At 72.4% G+C, this 17021-nt stretch carries 17 protein-coding genes and 1 pseudogene; 14 read left to right on the forward strand and 4 right to left on the reverse strand.

Annotated elements, in window-relative coordinates; all coding sequences use genetic code 11:
• The first annotated feature begins 129 nt into the window (after positions 1-129).
• The gene (locus DER29_RS31540; RefSeq protein ID WP_121401259.1) at positions 130-1350 is read left to right on the forward strand and encodes an acetyl-CoA C-acetyltransferase; all 1221 of its coding nucleotides are present in this window, start codon (positions 130-132) and stop codon (positions 1348-1350) included.
• Positions 1351-1882: 532 nt separating this feature from the next.
• On the opposite strand, the gene DER29_RS31545 is transcribed toward DER29_RS31540, so the two are convergent.
• From DER29_RS31545 to DER29_RS31555, 3 genes are all read right to left on the reverse strand, one after another.
• Complete coding sequence (locus DER29_RS31545) at positions 1883-2299, reverse strand: GNAT family N-acetyltransferase (RefSeq protein ID WP_233600285.1); 417 nt, start codon at positions 2297-2299, stop codon at positions 1883-1885.
• Between the two features lie 298 nt (positions 2300-2597).
• On the reverse strand, positions 2598-3674 hold the full coding sequence (locus DER29_RS31550) for a phosphotransferase family protein (RefSeq protein WP_121401260.1): 1077 nt from the start codon (positions 3672-3674) through the stop codon (positions 2598-2600).
• A gap of 99 nt (positions 3675-3773) precedes the next feature.
• Positions 3774-4361: a TetR/AcrR family transcriptional regulator gene (locus tag DER29_RS31555; protein ID WP_121401261.1), complete on the reverse strand. Its 588-nt coding sequence runs from the start codon at positions 4359-4361 to the stop codon at positions 3774-3776.
• A 193-nt stretch (positions 4362-4554) separates the two neighbouring features.
• Here DER29_RS31555 and DER29_RS31560 point away from each other — a divergent pair, with 193 nt between their 5' ends.
• On the forward strand, positions 4555-5499 hold the full coding sequence (locus DER29_RS31560; RefSeq protein ID WP_121401262.1) for an SDR family NAD(P)-dependent oxidoreductase: 945 nt from the start codon (positions 4555-4557) through the stop codon (positions 5497-5499).
• Between the two features lie 45 nt (positions 5500-5544).
• Positions 5545-6360: a sugar phosphate isomerase/epimerase gene (locus tag DER29_RS31565; protein ID WP_121401263.1), complete on the forward strand. Its 816-nt coding sequence runs from the start codon at positions 5545-5547 to the stop codon at positions 6358-6360.
• A gap of 4 nt (positions 6361-6364) precedes the next feature.
• On the opposite strand, the gene DER29_RS31570 is transcribed toward DER29_RS31565, so the two are convergent.
• Positions 6365-7126: an enoyl-CoA hydratase/isomerase family protein gene (locus DER29_RS31570; protein WP_121401264.1), complete on the reverse strand. Its 762-nt coding sequence runs from the start codon at positions 7124-7126 to the stop codon at positions 6365-6367.
• Between the two features lie 171 nt (positions 7127-7297).
• Between DER29_RS31570 and DER29_RS31575 the strand changes: the two genes are divergently transcribed.
• From DER29_RS31575 to DER29_RS31625, 11 genes and pseudogenes are all read left to right on the forward strand, one after another.
• Positions 7298-8158, forward strand: a complete 861-nt coding sequence (locus tag DER29_RS31575) for a CoA transferase subunit A (RefSeq protein WP_121401265.1) — start codon at positions 7298-7300, stop codon at positions 8156-8158.
• Entirely contained in the window at positions 8155-8982 is an 828-nt protein-coding gene (locus DER29_RS31580) for a CoA-transferase subunit beta (RefSeq protein ID WP_233600286.1), read from the forward strand. Before DER29_RS31575 ends, DER29_RS31580 begins: the two co-directional genes overlap by 4 nt.
• Complete coding sequence (locus DER29_RS31585; protein WP_121401266.1) at positions 8979-10094, forward strand: nitronate monooxygenase family protein; 1116 nt, start codon at positions 8979-8981, stop codon at positions 10092-10094. The genes DER29_RS31580 and DER29_RS31585 overlap by 4 nt, the downstream gene beginning before the upstream one ends.
• A 2-nt stretch (positions 10095-10096) precedes the next feature.
• Positions 10097-10972, forward strand: a complete 876-nt coding sequence (locus DER29_RS31590; RefSeq protein WP_121401267.1) for an SDR family NAD(P)-dependent oxidoreductase — start codon at positions 10097-10099, stop codon at positions 10970-10972.
• Positions 10969-11762: pseudogene (locus DER29_RS31595) on the forward strand (SDR family oxidoreductase). Before DER29_RS31590 ends, DER29_RS31595 begins: the two are co-directional and overlap by 4 nt.
• Positions 11763-11822: 60 nt before the next feature.
• The gene (locus tag DER29_RS31600) at positions 11823-12296 is read left to right on the forward strand and encodes a MaoC family dehydratase N-terminal domain-containing protein (RefSeq protein ID WP_121401269.1); all 474 of its coding nucleotides are present in this window, start codon (positions 11823-11825) and stop codon (positions 12294-12296) included.
• Positions 12293-12826, forward strand: a complete 534-nt coding sequence (locus tag DER29_RS31605; protein WP_121401270.1) for a MaoC/PaaZ C-terminal domain-containing protein — start codon at positions 12293-12295, stop codon at positions 12824-12826. The genes DER29_RS31600 and DER29_RS31605 overlap by 4 nt, the downstream gene beginning before the upstream one ends.
• Entirely contained in the window at positions 12823-13611 is a 789-nt protein-coding gene (locus DER29_RS31610; RefSeq protein ID WP_121401271.1) for an enoyl-CoA hydratase family protein, read from the forward strand. Before DER29_RS31605 ends, DER29_RS31610 begins: the two co-directional genes overlap by 4 nt.
• Positions 13612-13653: 42 nt before the next feature.
• Entirely contained in the window at positions 13654-14598 is a 945-nt protein-coding gene (locus tag DER29_RS31615) for an NADPH:quinone oxidoreductase family protein (RefSeq protein WP_199729633.1), read from the forward strand.
• Between the two features lie 29 nt (positions 14599-14627).
• Positions 14628-15878, forward strand: a complete 1251-nt coding sequence (locus DER29_RS31620) for an acyl-CoA dehydrogenase family protein (RefSeq protein WP_121401477.1) — start codon at positions 14628-14630, stop codon at positions 15876-15878.
• A gap of 1 nt (position 15879) precedes the next feature.
• Complete coding sequence (locus DER29_RS31625) at positions 15880-17019, forward strand: acyl-CoA dehydrogenase family protein (RefSeq protein ID WP_121401273.1); 1140 nt, start codon at positions 15880-15882, stop codon at positions 17017-17019.
• The last annotated feature ends 2 nt before the right edge of the window (positions 17020-17021 follow it).

Genomic DNA, 17021 nt, shown 5'->3' on the forward strand with positions numbered 1-17021 from the left:
CCCCCCGAGGCGCTTGTGCGGGGGTGTACCGGACCGGTCTCCCGCGGCCCGCAGACCCGACACCCCCGACCAGACCTGACACCGACGGCACCGCCGTCGCGGGCACCAGCCCGAAAATCGGAGGACACCATGCAGGACGTAGTCATCGTCGCCGCGGCGCGCTCGCCGATCGGCCGGGCCTTCAAGGGGTCGTTGGCCTCGATGCGGGCCGACGACCTGGCCACCCAGATGGTCCGGGCGGCCCTGGCCCAGGTGCCGTCGCTCGACCCGACCCGGATCGACGACCTCATGCTCGGCTGCGCGCAGCCGGCCGGCGAGCAGGGCTGGGGCCTCGGGCGCGTCGTCGCTGTCGAGCTCGGGCTCGACCGGCTCCCCGGGACCACGGTGCAGCGCTACTGCGCCTCGAGCCTGCAGACGACCCGGATGGCGCTGCACGCGATCCGTGCCGGCGAGGCGGACGTGCTCGTCTCCGCCGGGGTCGAGGTCGTCTCGCGCTTCGCCGCCGGCAAGTCCGACGGCATGCCGGACACGAAGAACCCGATCTTCGCCCCGGCGGGGGAGCGCACCGCCGCCCGCGCCCAGGGTGGCGCCGGCCCGTGGACCGACCCGCGCGACGCGGGTGAGCTGCCCGACGTCTACATCGCGATGGGCGAGACCGCCGAGAACGTCGCGAGCCACCGTGGTGTGAGCCGCGCCGAGCAGGACGAGTGGGCCGCCACGAGCCAGCAGCGGGCCCAGGCCGCGATCGAGTCGGGCTTCTTCGCCACCGACATCACGCCGGTGACCCTCGCCGACGGCACCGTCGTAGCCACCGACGACGGCCCCCGCGCCGGGGTGACCGTCGAGTCGCTCTCCGGCCTCAAGCCGGTCTTCCGGCCCGACGGCACGGTGACCGCGGGCAACTGCTGCCCGCTCAACGACGGCGCGGCCGCCCTCGTCGTCATGTCCGCCCGCAAGGCCGCCGAACTCGGCATCACGCCGTTGGCCCGGATCCTGTCCACGGGCGTCTCGGCGATCTCGCCGGAGATCATGGGTCTCGGCCCGGTTGAGGCCTCGAAGCGGGCCCTCGCGCTGGCCGGGCTCTCGATGACCGACATCGATCTCGTCGAGCTGAACGAGGCGTTCGCCGCGCAGGTCGTCCCCTCGATCTGGGACCTCAAGGTCGCTCCCGAGCGGGTCAACGTCCACGGCGGCGCGATCGCCCTGGGCCACCCGTTCGGCCAGACCGGAGCGCGGATGACGACGACGCTCATCAACGGGCTGCGGGCCCGCGACGGCCAGCTCGGTCTCGAGACGATGTGCACGGCCGGTGGCCAGGGCATGGCGATGGTCGTCGAACGGCTCTCCTAGAGCCCCGCGCCCACCGGGCACAGGGACCCTGACCAGCGCCCGGTCAATCGTTTGATCGGCAGGCCATCTCCGGTCGGGTCGATGTCAAGCCGGACCAACGCGAGCCCACTTTCGACCGCCTGCTGCCGGCCTTGCCCCGGACACGGGAGGACCGCCTCGCCGGCAGTTGCCCGCCGAGCAGAATCCGGCTGCCGGGTCAGGCGGCAGGATGCCCAGGTCGTCGGTCCGCTGGGGGTGACGGGACCAGCGTCCGTGGGGCCGGAACGACGGTGTCGAGCTGCCCCACGCATGCGATCAACCGGTGCCAAGCCCCTGCCCCGTCCGTAGGGGCAGCTCGACAGCGCGCCTGAACTGGTGTCGGCGTACGGGTTCCGGTGCAGAGTCGGGTACCGGACGTGCAGAGGTGGGGCGCGATGCATTCGGGACGCTACGACGGCGGCCGACCCGACGACCCACGTCCGCTACTCACGATGAGTGATCGGTGGACGTGAGCTGGCACCCGCTGGCGCCCGGATCGCAGCAAATGAGTGCGTCACTCTTCAAGAGATTTGGCGAGAAGGATCTCCAGTGGTTCGCCCGGTAGCAGGAGGCATCCGCGGTCGACGTAACCCAGGCGGCGGTATAGATGCTGGGCTTCTTCGCTCGCCAGGGTTGATGTCATCACCGAGCCATGGCCCGCTGTCCGCTGCTGGTTCTCCCAGTGCTGGATCAGCCGCGTGCCGAGGCCTTTGCCGCGGTGCTGCTCGAGAACGAACAACATGTTCATGAAGGGGATTTCGTCCCAGAAGAGGCCCCACCTGAGCCATCCCTGGATGGACGTGTCTTCCACGGCAACGGTGACTCGACCGACCTCGATGACCCTGTGGAGCTCCATCCGGTCGACGTGAAGATCCGCCTGGACGAGGAACGACACATCCCGATTGTCTGCCACGCGCAAGCCGATCGCCATGGAAGGACGATGACACAGGTCGCCTGCGACCCGTGTCCGCACGTCGCCAGTTCCGGACATCACCAGGGCTTGGCGAATGTCACCGTGGGTAGTCGTGATTTCTGTGCAACCCGTACGCCGACACCCGGCACCGCGCCACCTCGACACCGGCAATGACCCGCATCCCCGTCGACTCTCACCGGCGGCCGGCAGGTGCGCGGTCGTCGATCCTCGGCAGGGGCCCCGGTGCGAACGCGACCGGGGGTTCCTGCGCCGGGTCGGAGGTGTCGGGGAGCGGGGGTCCGCGGCCGGGCCAGGGTCAGTGCCGGCGCAGCGCTGCCGCGAGGGTCGCAGCCCGGCCGGCGACGGCGGCCGACTGCTCGGCGAACGAGGCCGCGGTGCGGTCGCCACCGCTCATCGCGCCCTGCGCGACCCTGGTGTGCACGCCCTCGACGATGCACGCGGTCTTCCACCAGTTGTAGGCGACGAAGTAGTCGATCCGGGCCAGGTCGGTGCCGGTGGCGAGGCAGTACCGGGCGAGCAGCTCGTCCCGGGTCGAGAAGCCGGGCAGGACCGTGGCCGGGTCGTGCAGCGCACGGGCCGAGTCGTCGGCCTGCGCCCAGTAGACGAGCAGCTGGCCGACGTCGGCCAAGGGGTCTCCGACCGTGGTCAGCTCCCAGTCGAGCACGCCCTGCACCCGCCACCGGGAGTCGAGCATGCAGTTGTCGAGGCGGAAGTCCCCGTGCACGATCCCCGAGCGGGACTGCTCGGGAGCCGCGGTCACGAGATGCTCGTACGCGGTCTGCAGATCGGGCAGGTCGCGGATTCTGGTCCGGCGCCAGTTCTCGTGCCAGCGCCCGAGCTGGCGGGTGACGTAGTCACGGCGACGGGCGAGGCCCCCGAGCCCGATGACCTCCGGCTCGAGCCCGTGCAGGGCCACGAGGGCGTCGACGATCGTGGGGCCGATGAGCGCGCGGTCGGCCTCGGTGGTGAGCCGCTCGACGTCGGCGGGGCTGCGCAGGATCGTGCCGTCGAGGTGCTCGAGCACGACGAGAGGGGCGGCGGCCACCTCGCCCGTCTCCTCGACGGCGAGCACTCGTGGCGCCGGGAGGTGGCCATGCAGCCCACGCAGGATCCGCGCCTCGCGCAGCACGTCGTGCGCGGTGGCCGGGTGGTCCCCGAGCGGTGGGCGTCGCAGCACGACGACGTGGCCGACCGCGTCGGTGGTCCGGTAGGTGAGGTTGGAGCGGCCCCCGGCGATGAGCTCGTGTCGCAGGTTCCCCCGCAGCTCGGGCACCGCGCGCCTGAGCCAGGCGTCGACCCCCGCCGGGAGCCCGGGGTGTCGGGTGGCGCCGCTCGGGGCCGGACCGGTCCGGGCATGACCTGCTGCCGTCATGGGAGCGCCTCCTCACCGTCGAAACGACCCTATCAAGCGCTTGGCCGACTCGGTGTCGCACGCCGGACGTGGACGCCCCAGGCGGCGGACCGACCGCGCTCAGTCGCGGGCGAGAATCCCGTCGAGGTACACCGAGACGAGGTCGTCGGCGAAGGTGGCCATGGAGTACGACCGGGTCGGCTTGAACCAGCGGACCGAGAGCCACAGCGAGTCGCGCAGCATGCCGTGCAGCACGCGCACCGGGATGTCGTTGCGGAAGTCGCCGCTGGCGATGCCGGCCTCGAGCACCTGGATCCAGGCACGCTGGATCGAAGTGGCCGACTCGCGGATGTGCTCGTAGCCCTCGATCGTGGGCAGGTAGGTGCTCGAGTTCTGGTAGATCTCAGTCGCGTGCGGGTGGGCCTCGATGTTGGCCAGCGAGCTCGTCACCAGCTCGCGTAGCTGGGTGGCCGGGTTCTCCCCGGACGCCAGCACCTTGGCGTAGCGGTCGGTCAGGTCGGTCAGGTAGTCCGAGATGATCGCGTCGACCATCTCGTCCTTCGACTTGAAGTGGTGGTAGAGGCTGCCCGAGAGGATGCCGACCGAGTCGGCGATCTCGCGGACGGTCGTGGCGCCGATCCCCTTGGCGGCGAACAGGTGCGCGGCGTTGTCGAGGATGACCGAGCGGCGGTCCTGGGTGGTCGACATCTGGGATGCTCCCGGTTCCTCGAGCGTTGTCGGTCAAGCGCTTGTTATACCACCCGACACCTCCCGCGTACGTATAGGTGAGGATCTTCCTTGACCGGGCAGGTGGCCTCGCCTACCGTACCGTCAACCAAGCGCTCGTTCGGTTGCGCGGGGGGTTGCGCTCCGACCCCGATCGCCGAGAGGGGCTGCCCGCATGCCCGACCCGATCCCCACCGCCCTGACCGGCGACGGGCCCGGTCGTCCACCCGCCCCCAGGCCCGACGAGGGGGCCGGCCTGCTCGCCGGCCGCGTCGTCATCGTCACCGGCGCCGCCAACGGGTTGGGGGCGGCATACGCGCGCGGCATCGCCGCGGCCGGGGCCCACGTGGTCGCCGTCGACGTCGACGAGCAGGGCCTCGAGCGGCTCGGCGGACAGCTCGCCGCGGCTGGCGGCCGTGGCTCGAGCAGGGTCGGCGACGTCGCGGACTGGGCGACCGCGCACGACCTCGTGAGGGACTGCCTCGCCGGGCATGGCCGGCTCGACGGTCTCGTCAACAACGCCGGCGTCTTCGCCATGGCGCACGCCGGCACCGAGTCCGAGGCCACGGTGCGCCGGATGCTGGAGGTCAACGTGCTCGGCGCCATCGCCTGGGGCGACGCCGCGATCGCGGCGATGCGCACCCAGGGCCACGGGGTCCTGGTCAACGTCACCTCGGGCGAGCAGATGGGCCGTGCCGAGACGGCCGTGTACGGGGCGACGAAGGCGGCGATCGCCACGCTCACCTACGCGTGGGCAGCCGAGCTCGCCGAGGCCGGGATCCGCGTCAACGCGATCTCCCCGAACGCGCAGACCCGGATGGCCGAGGTGCTCGAGCGGTTCCGCGGTGCCCCGAGCGGGCAGAACGCGGGGATCGTCCCCGAGGCCAACGTGCCACTGCTGATCTACCTGCTCTCGGACCTCAGCGCCGAGCTGACCGGCCAGGTGCTGCGCTCCAACGGTCCCGAACTCATGCTGACGACCCACCCGGCGCTGGCCGACCCCGTGCTGCGGCACGCGGCGTGGACCCCGGAGCGGATCGCCGAGGCCGTCACGACGCGGCTGCGGCCGCACCTGGCGCCCCTCGGGGTACGCCGGGTGCGCACCGAATACCTCGACTGACCCGGCGTCCGACACCCGAACGATCCCGAACCGGCAGGGGGCCCGATGTCCGCCACGATCAACCGGCTCTGCGTCAGCGGCATGGCCGCGATGTCCTGGGCCCTCCCCGAGGAGATCGCGATGTACCGGCGTACCGGCACCGACCTGGTCGGTCTGCAGTGCGGCAAGGCCGCCGCCTTCGGCGTACCGGCCCTCGGCGACCTGCTCGCCGAGCACGACGTACGGCTCGGCTACCTCGTGCACGGCTTCACCGCTCATCCGGACGACGAGTCGGGCTGGGCGCGGCAGGTCGCGGCCCTGCAGGCCGGCGTCGTCGACGCTCGTACGCTCGGGGCCGACCTCGTCTATCTCACGTCGGGCCCCTCGGCTCACCTGACGTGGGAGGAGGCGGCCGACCGGTTCGCCGAGCGGATCGCCCCGGTCGTGGCCACCGCCCGTGAGCACGGGGTGCGCCTCGGCGTGGAGAACACCCTGCCGGTCAGGTGCGACCTCAGCTTCACGCACACCGCGCGGGACGCCCTCGCCCTGGCCGACCTCTGCGGCATCGGCGTCTGCCTCGACCTCTACTGCTGCTGGCAGGAGCGGGGCCTGACCGCCCTGGTCCGCGAGCGGGTCGCGCAGATCGAGATCCTCCAGGTGTCCGACTTCCGGGTCGGCACCTCGACCTTCCCGAACCGCTGGGTGCCCGGGGACGCCGACCTGCCGATGGCCAACCTGCTGGGGGGCGTGCTGCGGGCCGGCTACACCGGCATCGTCGACGTGGAACTGCTCGGCCCGGTCATCGAGGCCGAGGGGGCCGAGTCGGCGGTGACCCGCTCGATCACGTGGATGCGCGAGCAGATCGCGGCGGCGCGTCCCTGAGTGCTCAGGGCACGTCCGCCCATCGCGGCGCGCGCCTGGCGACGAACGCGGCCGCGCCCTCGGCGGCATCCGGCCCGGCGAGCAGCTCGAGGGTCGCGAGTCGGTTGGCCGTGGCGAGGTCGCGCCCGCGGGTGTCCAGGCTCAGGTGCATGAGCCGCTTGGTCGCCAGCACCGCCGCCGGAGAGTGGGTCGCGATCCGGGCGCCGAGCCCGAGCGCGCGCGGGAGGACCTCGTCGGCGGGGACCACGGCGTTGACCAGGCCCAGCTCGTGGGCCCGGGCCGCCGTGAGCGGCGCGGCCGTCAGCCCGAGTTCGAGGGCGACGGCGACCGGCAGGCGGCGGGGCAGCTCGGTGCCGCCCTCGGAGGCGGCGATGCCGCGTCCCACCTCGGGCAGTGCGAAGTAGGCGTGCGCTGCCGCGACGACGAGGTCGCAGGCGAGGGCGAGCTCGAAGCCGCCGCCGACGGCGGGCCCGTTGACCGCGGCGATGACCGGCTTGCGGTAGCCGCCGCGCAGTAGCGTGAGCGGACTGCGGGCCACGTCGACCAGGCGCCCCTCGGCCGCGGCGCGCAGGTCCATCCCGGCGCTGAAGGCCAGCTCGCCGGTGCCGGTCAGCACGACGGCGCGCACGCCCGGGTCCGCGTCGTACCCGAGCAGGGCGTCGGTCATCGCCAGGAGGGTGTCGGGGTCGAGGGCGTTACGCACCTGCGGCCGGTTGACCCTGATGACACCCACCGCGTCGACGCGCTCGCACACGACCGTGTCCATCGCCCACCTCCTTCGCATCAGGGACTTGACCCTCTCCCGAGGGCTGTTAGTCTACCAACCAAGCGCTTGCTACATGGTGGCCCGGCCACGGACGGTCGGCATGCGACTCGCCTATCGCACCGCTCGCCACCGCGCTCGAGCAGTGCCCCGAGACGGAACGATGAGGGACACATGGCCGACAAGACTCTGACAACCCGCGACGTCGTGTCGCGGCTCGGATCCGGGATGACCATCGGCATCGGGGGATGGGGCTCACGGCGCAAGCCCATGGCCCTCGTGCGTGAGATCCTGCGCTCCGACCTCAAGGACCTGACCGTCGTCAGCTACGGCGGGCCGGACGTCGGCCTGCTCTGTGCCGCGGGCAAGGTCAGGAAGGTCGTCTTCGGTTTCGTCTCGCTCGACAGCATCGCCCTCGACCCGCACTTCCGCGCCGCGCGGCAGAAGGGCGCCGTCGAGACCGCCGAGTACGACGAGGGCATGCTCCAGTGGGGGCTGTACGCCGCCGGCATCCGCCTGCCCTTCCTGCCGACCCGCGCCGGGCTAGGGTCGGACGTTTTGAAGCACAATCCCGACCTCAAGCTCGTCCAGGACCCGTACGGCACGGAGCAGCTCGTGGCCATGCCGCCGCTGCGCCTCGACGCGGCCCTCGTGCACATGAACCGCGCCGACGCCCAGGGCAACGGCCAGTTCCTCGGGCCCGACCCGTACTTCGACGACCTCTACTGCCTCGCCGCCGACCAGGCCTTCATGTCCTGCGAGCGGATCGTGCCCACGGCCGAGCTCAGCGCCGCCGGGCACTCGGCGACCATCAAGATCAATCGTCAGCTCGTCGCCGGCGTCGTCGAGACCCCGAACGGCGCGCACTTCACCTCCTGCGTCCCCGACTACGAGCGCGACGAGGCCTTCCAGCGCGAGTACGTCAAGGCCGCCGGCGACCCACAGGCCTGGGCCAAGTTCGAGAAGCGGTACCTGTCCGGTACGGAAGATGACTACCAGGCGGCCGTCGTCGCCCGAGCCGAGGAGGTCGCATGAGCAGCACCGTCACCGAGCCCGCGGACCAGCCCACGGGTAGCGCCACCACTGCCGACGCGCCGGTGACCCGCGCCGAGTACTGCGCGGTCGCCGTGGCGGACGCGTTCGCCGGCGACGGCGAGTCCATCGCCAGCGCCTTCGGCACGATCCCGGCCATCGGCGTCCGCCTCGCCCGGCTCACCGTCGCCCCCGACTTGCTGCTCACCGACGGTGAGGCCCACTTCGTCTCCGGCACCTGGCAGATCGGCGCGGACCCGCACGCCACCGAGGGCGTCGTCGTCGAGGGCTGGAGCCCGTTCCGCACGATCTTCGACCTCGTCTGGCACGGCAAGCGGCACGTCATGATGATTCCGGCCCAGATCGACGGGCACGGCAACACCAACATCTCGGCCATCGGCGACTACGCCCGGCCCAAGGTCCAGCTGCTCGGCGTGCGCGGCGCCCCCGGCAACAGCGTCTACCACCCGACCAGCTACTGGGTGCCCCACCACTCCACGCGCAGCTTCGTCCGGACCGTCGACATGGTCTCGGGCGTCGGCACCGACAGCGCCCGCGCCGCCGGCCCGGCCGCGAGCGCGTACCACGATCTGCGCCGGGTCGTCTCCAACCTCGCGGTCCTCGACTTCGGCGGCCCCGACGGCGCGATGCGCCTGCTCAGCCTGCACCCCGGCGTCACGCTCGAGGAGGTCCGTGCGGCCACCGCCTGTGACCTGCACGTTGAGGGTGAGGTCCCGGCCACCCGCGAGCCGAGCGCCGAGGAGCTGCGCCTCATCCGCGAGGTCATCGACCCCCGCTCGCTGCGCGACCGCGAGATCCCCGCATGAGCCGGGCCCCCGGGCCGCACCCGAGGCTGCGCACCCGGGCGACCGACCTGTTCGGGGTGCGGTACCCGATCGTCCAGACCGGCATGGGCTACGTCTCCGACGTGCACCTGACCACCGCGACGGCCAACGCCGGCGGGCTGGGCATCCTCGCGGCCGGCCTGCTCTCCTACGACGAGCTCGTCGTGGCCGTCGAACAGATCCAGGCCGGCACGGACGCGCCGTTCGGCGTCAACATCCGCGCCGACCAGCCCGACGTCGTCAAGCGCATCGACCTGCTCATCTCCGCCGGCGTCAGGGTCGCCTCCTTCGCCCTGGCGCCCAAGCGGGAGCTCATCGCCAGGTGCAAGGACGCCGGCCTCGTCGTCGTACCGTCGATCGGCGCGCGCCGCCACGCCGAGAAGGTCGCCGCGTGGGGCGCCGACGCCGTCATCGTCCAGGGCGGTGAGGGCGGCGGCCACACCGGCGGGGTCCCCACCAGCCTGCTGCTGCCCCAGGTCGTCGACGCCGTCGACATCCCGGTCATCGGCGCCGGTGGCTTCTTCGACGGCCGGGGCCTCGTCGCCGCGCTCGCCTACGGTGCCGAGGGCGTCGCCATGGGCACCCGCTTCCTGCTCACCAGCGACTCGCCGGTCCAGCCGGCGGTCAAGGACGTCTACCTGTCCAAGACGGTCAACGACACCGTCCTGACCCTGCAGGTCGACGGCGTGCCGCAGCGTGTGCTGCGCGCCGGCACGATAGCGGAGCTGGAGCGCACCTCCGCCCCCGGCCGACTGCTGCGGGCCGTGCGCAACGCCGTCGCCTTCCAGAAGCTGTCCGGCACCCCGTGGGGCGACATGGTCCGAGAGGGCCTGGCCATGCGCAAGGCTCACGCCCTGACGTGGAGCCAGGTCGTCATGGCGGCCAACGCTCCGATGCTCTACCGGTCGGCCCTGATCGAGGGCAGGACCGACGTCGGCGTCATGGCCACCGGCCAGGTCGTCGGACTCATCGACGATGTCCCGAGCGTCGCCGAGCTCATCGACCGCATCATCGACGAGGCCACCCGGACCCTCGACCGGCTCGGCGTGCCCGCGCCGGTCGCGTCGGCCCCGGCCCTGCCCGAGGAGGACTAGTCATGGGAGCACTGCAGGGACGGGTCGTCGTCGTCACCGGCGCCGGCCGCGGCCTCGGCCGTGAGCACGCGCTGCTCGCCGCCGCCGAAGGTGCCTCGGTCGTCGTCGCCGACACCGGCGCCGCCGCCGACGGCACCGGCAGCGACCCCTCGGTCATCGAGGCCGTCGCCGCCGAGATCACGACCGCCGGCGGGCGGGCCGTGGCCAGCACCGCGGACGTCGCCACCACCGAGGGCGCCCGCGAGCTGCTCGCGCTCGCCCGCGACTCCTACGGGCGCGTCGACGGCCTCGTCAACAACGCCGGCATCCTGCGGGACCGGATGTTCGTGAACATGAGCGAGGACGACTGGGACGCGGTGATCCGCGGCCAGCTGCGCTCGACGTTCGCACCGAGCCGGGTGTTCGCCGACCACTGGCGCACCGAGTTCAAGGCCGGCAACCGGCCGGTCGCCTCCATCGTCAACGTCTCCTCGACCTCGGGGCTCATCGGCGCCGTCGGGCAGACGAACTACGGCGCGGGCAAGGCCGGGATCGCCGCCCTCACCGTCATCCTCGCCGAGGAGATCGGCCGCTACGGCGTACGCGTCAACGCGATCGTCCCGGTCGCGCGCACCCGGATGACCCAGGACCTGCCCGGCATCGGCGAGCTGGTCGCCGCCCCGGCCGACCCCGCCGCGTTCGACGTCTACCACCCGGGCAACGTCTCCCCGCTCGTCGCCTGGCTGCTCACCGCCGACGCGCCGGTGACCGGCGAGGTGTACTACGCCAAGGGTGGCGAGATCCGTCGCTTCGCGCCGTGGAGCTACGACTGGACCATCGACAAGGGTGCCCGCTGGAGCGTCGAGGAGATCGCGAAGGAGATGGCCGCCCGTGTCTGACACCGGTCACACCAACGCCGCCGACTGGGCCGGCCCCGCCCACGGGCTGCTCTCCGGGCGGGCGGTGCTCGTCACCGCCGCGGCCGGCACCGGCATCGGCTTCTCGACGGCGCGCCGCGCCGCGGAGGAAGGCGCGCGTGTCGCCGTCAGCGACCGGCACGAGCGCCGCCTCGCCGAGTCGGTCGACGAGATCGAGCGCCTCACCGGGACCCGGCCGCTCGGGGTGCCCTGCGACGTCACCGACCAGATCCAGCTCGACCGCCTCATGGACACCGTCGCCGCCGAGTTCGGCGGCATCGACGTGCTCGTCAACAACGCCGGCCTCGGCGGCACCGCGGCGGTGCAGGACATGACCGACGACCAGTGGGACTCCGTCCTGTCGGTGACGCTGACCTCGACGTTCAAGGCGACCCGGTCGGTGCTGCGGCACATGATCCCGGCCGGCAGGGGGGTCATCGTCAACAACGCCTCCGTCATCGGCTGGCGCGCGCAGAAGGGGCAGGCGCACTACGCTGCGGCCAAGGCCGGCGTCATGGCGCTGACCCGGTGCGCGGCCCTCGACGTCGCCGAGCACGGCATCCGGGTCAACGCGGTGTCCCCGAGCATCGCGATGCACGCCCACCTGGCCAAGGTGACCAGTGACGAGGTGCTCGCCCAGCTCTCGGCCCAGGAGGCCTTCGGCCGGGCCGCGACGCCGTGGGAGATCGCCAACGTGATCGTCTTCCTCGCCAGCGACTACTCCTCATACATGACCGGCGAGGTCGTGTCCGTCTCGAGCCAGCACCCGTGACCGTCCGGTGCGTGCCGGCGACCCGCGCTGGCGCGTACCGATGAACGAAAGGAGCTCGTCGTGGCCAACCCCGACGCGCAGGGCGTCACCGGCGCCCCCTTCCGGCTCGACGTCGAGCGCGGCAAGATCCGCGAGTTCGCGCTGGCCACCGGAGCGGCCGACGCGGCCTACCTGCGGGAGGAGGACCCGGTCGTACAGCCGACGTTCCTCACGACGACCTTCTTCTGGCAGGGCGAGGACGCCAACCCGTGGCCCGCGGTCGAGCTGGACCAGCAGCGCGGCCTGCACGCCGAGCAGCAGTACACCTTCTTCGGTGAGCCGCCTCGCGCCGGGACCAGGCTCACCTGCCAGTCGCGCATCGGCGAGATCTACACCAAGGTGGGGCGCCGCGGCGGTGAGATGACCTTCGCCGTGATGTACACCGACTTCCGCGACGAGACCGGGCGTCTCGTCGCCCGGGCCAAGCTCACCGGTGTCGAGACGGCACACCCGCCGGACACCGGGGCCGCGACGCAGGACGGAGCTTCCGCATGAGCGACACGACCGCCACCACCGGGCCCGGCACGACCGAGGTCAGCCTGCCCGTCCCGGCGACCCCGCCAGCGCGCACCCACGGCCCGGTGACCCGCACCGACTTCGTCCGCTACCAGGGCGCCTCGGGTGACATGAACCCGATCCACCACGACGAGGTCTTCGCCAGGGCCGCCGGGTTCCCGAGCCCCTTCTCGGTGGGCATGTGGCAGGCCAGCCTGCTCGGCACCTACGCCACCGACTGGCTCGGCGGCCGGAACGTGCGTGACTTCCGCATCCGGTTCCTGGCCCAGGTGTGGCCGGGCGACACCCTCACGCTCGGGGGCGCACCGCTGCGCACCTACGTGGTCGAGGGTACGGACGGTCCTGAGGGCCGCGTCGACGTCGAGCTGACCTGCCGGCGGCAGACCGGCGACACGGCCGTCACCGCGTGGGCGACGTTCGTGCTGCCCGAGGCCGCCCTCGACGCCGCCGTCGGGGGCCCGGCACCCGGGGCCGGCGAGCAGCCCGAGACCACCGAGGAGCAGGGATGAGCCCCACGACCCACGCGTCGGTGACGACGACCGTGCACCCCGACGGGATCGCCGAGGTCGTCGTGGACAACCCGCCGGTCAACGCGCTGCCCGTGGCCGGCTGGTTCGCACTCGCCTCCGCCCTCGACGCCGCCGGCGCCGACGAGTCGGTGCGGGTCGTCGTGCTGCGCGCCGAGGGCCGCGGCTTCAACGCCGGCGTCGACATCAAGGAGATGCAGCACACCGACGGCTTCACCGCGCTGCTCGGCGCCAACCGCGGCTGCTACGCCGCGTTCAAGGCCGTCTACGAGTGCCCCGTCCCGGTCGTCACCGCCGTCAACGGCTTCTGCCTCGGGGGCGGCATCGGCCTGGTGGGCAACTCCGACATCATCGTCGCCTCCGACGACGCCACCTTCGGCCTGCCCGAGGTCGACCGCGGCGCTCTCGGCGCCGCGACCCACCTGTCCCGGATGGTGCCCCAGCACCGGATGCGCGCCATGGTCTACACCTCGGCCACGGCCACCGCCCAGGAGCTGCACGCGTACGGATCGGTCCACAGCGTCGTACCCCGCGAGCGGCTGCGCGAGGCGGCGTTCGCCGTCGCGACCCAGATCGCCGGGAAGGACCCCACCGTCATCCGGTCCGCGAAGGCCTCGCTCAACGGCATCGACCTGTGGGACGTCAACCGCAGCTACCGCTTCGAGCAGGGCTTCACCTTCGAGCTCAACCTCACCGGGGTCGCCGACCGGATCCGCGACGAGTTCGCCGGCACCGACAAGGCGGCGCGCCCGGGCAGCGAGGGCTGAGCCGTGCGTGCGATGGTGGTCCGTGAGCTCGGGGGTCCCGAGGTGCTCACGCTCACGGACGGGCCGCAGCCGCGGCCCGGCCCTGGGCAGGTGCTCGTCGACGTCGTCGGCGCCGGGGTGAACTTTCCCGACGGCCTCATCGTCGCCGGCACCTACCAGACCAGGCCGGAGCTGCCGTTCGTGCCCGGCTGCGAGGTCGCCGGCACGGTCGCGGCGCTCGGCGACGGGGTGACCGGCCCGCCCGTCGGCACCCGCGTCATCGGCTTCTGCGGCGTCGGCGGCTACGCCACGCAGGTGCTCGTCGACGCCCCCATGGTCCACCCGTTGCCCGCGGGCATCGACCTCGTCGAGGCCAGCACGATTCCCGTCGTCTACGGCACGTCCTACCACGGGCTCGTCGACCGGGCCGGCCTCGCCGCCGGCGAGACGCTGCTCGTGCTCGGCGCCTCCGGCGGCGTCGGCCTCACCGCCGTGCAGATCGGCAAGGCCCTCGGCGCGACCGTGATCGCGGCCGCCTCGAGCGAGGACAAGCGTGAGCTGTGCCTGGCGCACGGGGCCGACCACGCCATCGGTTACGACGACCTGACGGCGACGGTGCGCGAGCTGACCGGCGGCGCCGGTGCCGACGTCGTCCACGACCCCGTCGGCGGCGACGCCGCCACCGCGGCGCTGCGTACCCTCTCGTGGGCCGGGAGGTTCCTCACCGTCGGCTACGCGGCGGGCGAGATCCCGCAGGTCAAGCTCAACCGGCTGCTGCTCACCGAGGGCGCGGTGCTGGGGGTCCTCTGGGGCGCCTGGGCCAGGCGCAACCCGGCGGCGAACGCCGCGAACATGACGACGCTGCTCGAGTGGATCGCCGCTGGCCGGCTGAGGCCACACGTCAGCGAGGTCCTCCCGCTGGAGGAGGCCGCCCGCGCGCTCGGCACGGTGATGAACCGTGGCGCCCGCGGCAAGATCGCCCTCCGCACGACATCAGGCAAGGAGTGACGGTGTCCGACGCCACCGAGCTGACCCGGATGGATCTCGGCCCCGGCCCGCGTTCGAGCGGGCTGCTCGCGACGTTGCGCACGTTCATGGCCGAGCACGTCTATCCCGCCGAGAAGGTGTACGCCGCCGAGCTCGGCGCCGCGGCCCGCGAGAACGGGGGAGTGTCCCACGTCCTGCCGCCGGTCGTCGAGGAGCTGAAGGACACGGCGCGCAAGCTGGGCCTGTGGAACCTCTTCCTGCCTGACCTGTCGGGCCTCACCAATGTCGAGTACGCCTACCTGGCTGAGGAGACCGGACGCTCGCCCTACCTCGCTCCCGAGGCGCTCAACTGTGCCGCGCCGGACACGGGCAACATGGAGCTGCTGCACATGTTCGGCACGGCCGAGCAGAAGCAGCGGTGGCTCACACCGTTGCTCGAGGGCACGACGCGCTCCGGCTTCGCGATGACCGAGCCGGACGTGGCCTCCTCCGACGCACGCAACATCTCCACCTCGATCGTGCGCGACGGCGACGGGTACGTCATCAACGGACGCAAGTGGTGGACGACCGGCGCGGCGGACCCGCGCTGCGACGTCCTCGTGCTGATGGGCAAGACGGACCCGCAGGCGGCCGTCCACCGGCAGCAGTCCATGGTTCTCGTGCCGGTCGACACCCCCGGGGTGACGATCGTGCGCTCGCTGCCGATCTTCGGCTACCACGACCAGCACGGCCACTGCGAGATCCGGTTCGACGACGTACGGGTGCCGGCGACGAACCTGCTCGGCGCCGAGGGCGACGGTTTCGCGATCGCCCAGGCCCGCCTCGGCCCGGGTCGCGTCCACCACGCGATGCGCTGCCTCGGCATGGCCGAGCGGGGCCTCGAGCTCATGGTGCGCCGGACGACGGCCCGCGAGGCGTTCGGCGGCCCGATCTCCGAGCAGGGCGTGGTGCGCAACTGGATCGCCGAGTCCCGCATGGAGATCGAGCAGGCCCGCCTGCTCGTGCTCAAGGCGGCGTGGCTCATCGACCGGGTCGGGGCCCGGGGCGCCGCGACCGAGGTCGCCGCGATTAAGGTCGTCGCGCCGCGGGTCGCCCGCAACGTGCTGGACCGTTCGATCCAGGCACACGGCGGCGGTGGGGTCACCGACGACTTCCCGATCGCCCGGATGTGGGCCAGCGCCCGGATCCTCGGCATCGCCGACGGCCCGGACGAGGTGCACCTGCGCACGGTGGCGCGCACGCAACTACGCCGCTACCGGGACACGGCGCCGACGGGCGCCGTCGAGACGGAACGGGGCTGAGATGGACCTGACCTGGTCGGCGCAGGACGAGCAGTTCCGTGCGGAGGCCCGCGAGTGGCTCGCCGCGAATGTGCCGCGGCAGCCGCTGCCCTCCGGGGACACCGCGGAGGGCTTCGCCGCACACCTGGAGTGGGAACGGACGCTGCACGCGGACCAGTGGTCGGTCGTGTCGTGGCCCAGGGAGTACGGCGGCCGGGAGGCCTCGATATGGCAGTGGCTCATCTTCGAGGAGGAGTACCACCGGGCCGGTGCGCCGCAGCGGGTGACGCAGAACGGCATCTTCCTGCTGGCCCCGACGATCTTCGAGTTCGGCACGAAGGAGCAGCAGGACGAGCTGTTGCCGCGGATGGCGGCGGCGCAGGACCTGTGGGCCCAGGGCTGGTCGGAGCCGGGCGCGGGCAGCGACCTGGCGGGGATCCGGTCCCAGGCGGTGCGGGACGAGCAGGCCGGCGGGTGGCGCCTGAGCGGGCAGAAGACGTGGTCGACCCGGGGCGCGTTCTGCACCCACCTGTTCGGGTTGTTCCGCACCGACCCGCAGACCGAGCGGCATCGGGGACTGACGTACTTCCTCGTGCCGCTGGACACCCCGGGCGTGACGGTGCGCGGGTTCGACCGGCTCGACGGTGACGAGGGCTTCGCCGACGTGTTCTTCGAGGACGCGTTCGTGCCGGACTCGGCGCTTCTCGGCGGCGTCCACCAGGGCTGGTCGGTCGCGATGTCGACGACCGGGTCGGAGCGGGGACTGACGCTGCGCTCACCGGGTCGCTTCCTCAAGGCGGCCGACGCGCTCGTGGCGCTCGCGGGCGAGCGGGCCGAGGCGGCGACCGATCTGCTCCGCGACCGGGTGGCGCGCTCGTGGATGCGGGCGCACGCCTACCAGCAGTTCACGCTCGCGCAGGTCACCAACATCGTCGAGGGTCGCCCGGCCGGCGCGCGGTCGAGCCTCAACAAGGTCTTCTGGTCCGAGCTGGACATCGCGTTGCACGAGACGGCGCTGGAACTGCTCGGTCCGGACGCGCTCGTCGACGGCCCCTGGACCCGCGGCTACCAGTTCTCGCTGTCGGGCCCGATCTATGCGGGCACCAACGAGATCCAGCGCAACATCATCGCCGAGCGCCTGCTCGGTCTGCCGAGGAGGTGACC

It is taken from the genome of Micromonospora sp. M71_S20 (assembly GCF_003664255.1).
GTDB lineage: Bacteria > Actinomycetota > Actinomycetes > Mycobacteriales > Micromonosporaceae > Micromonospora.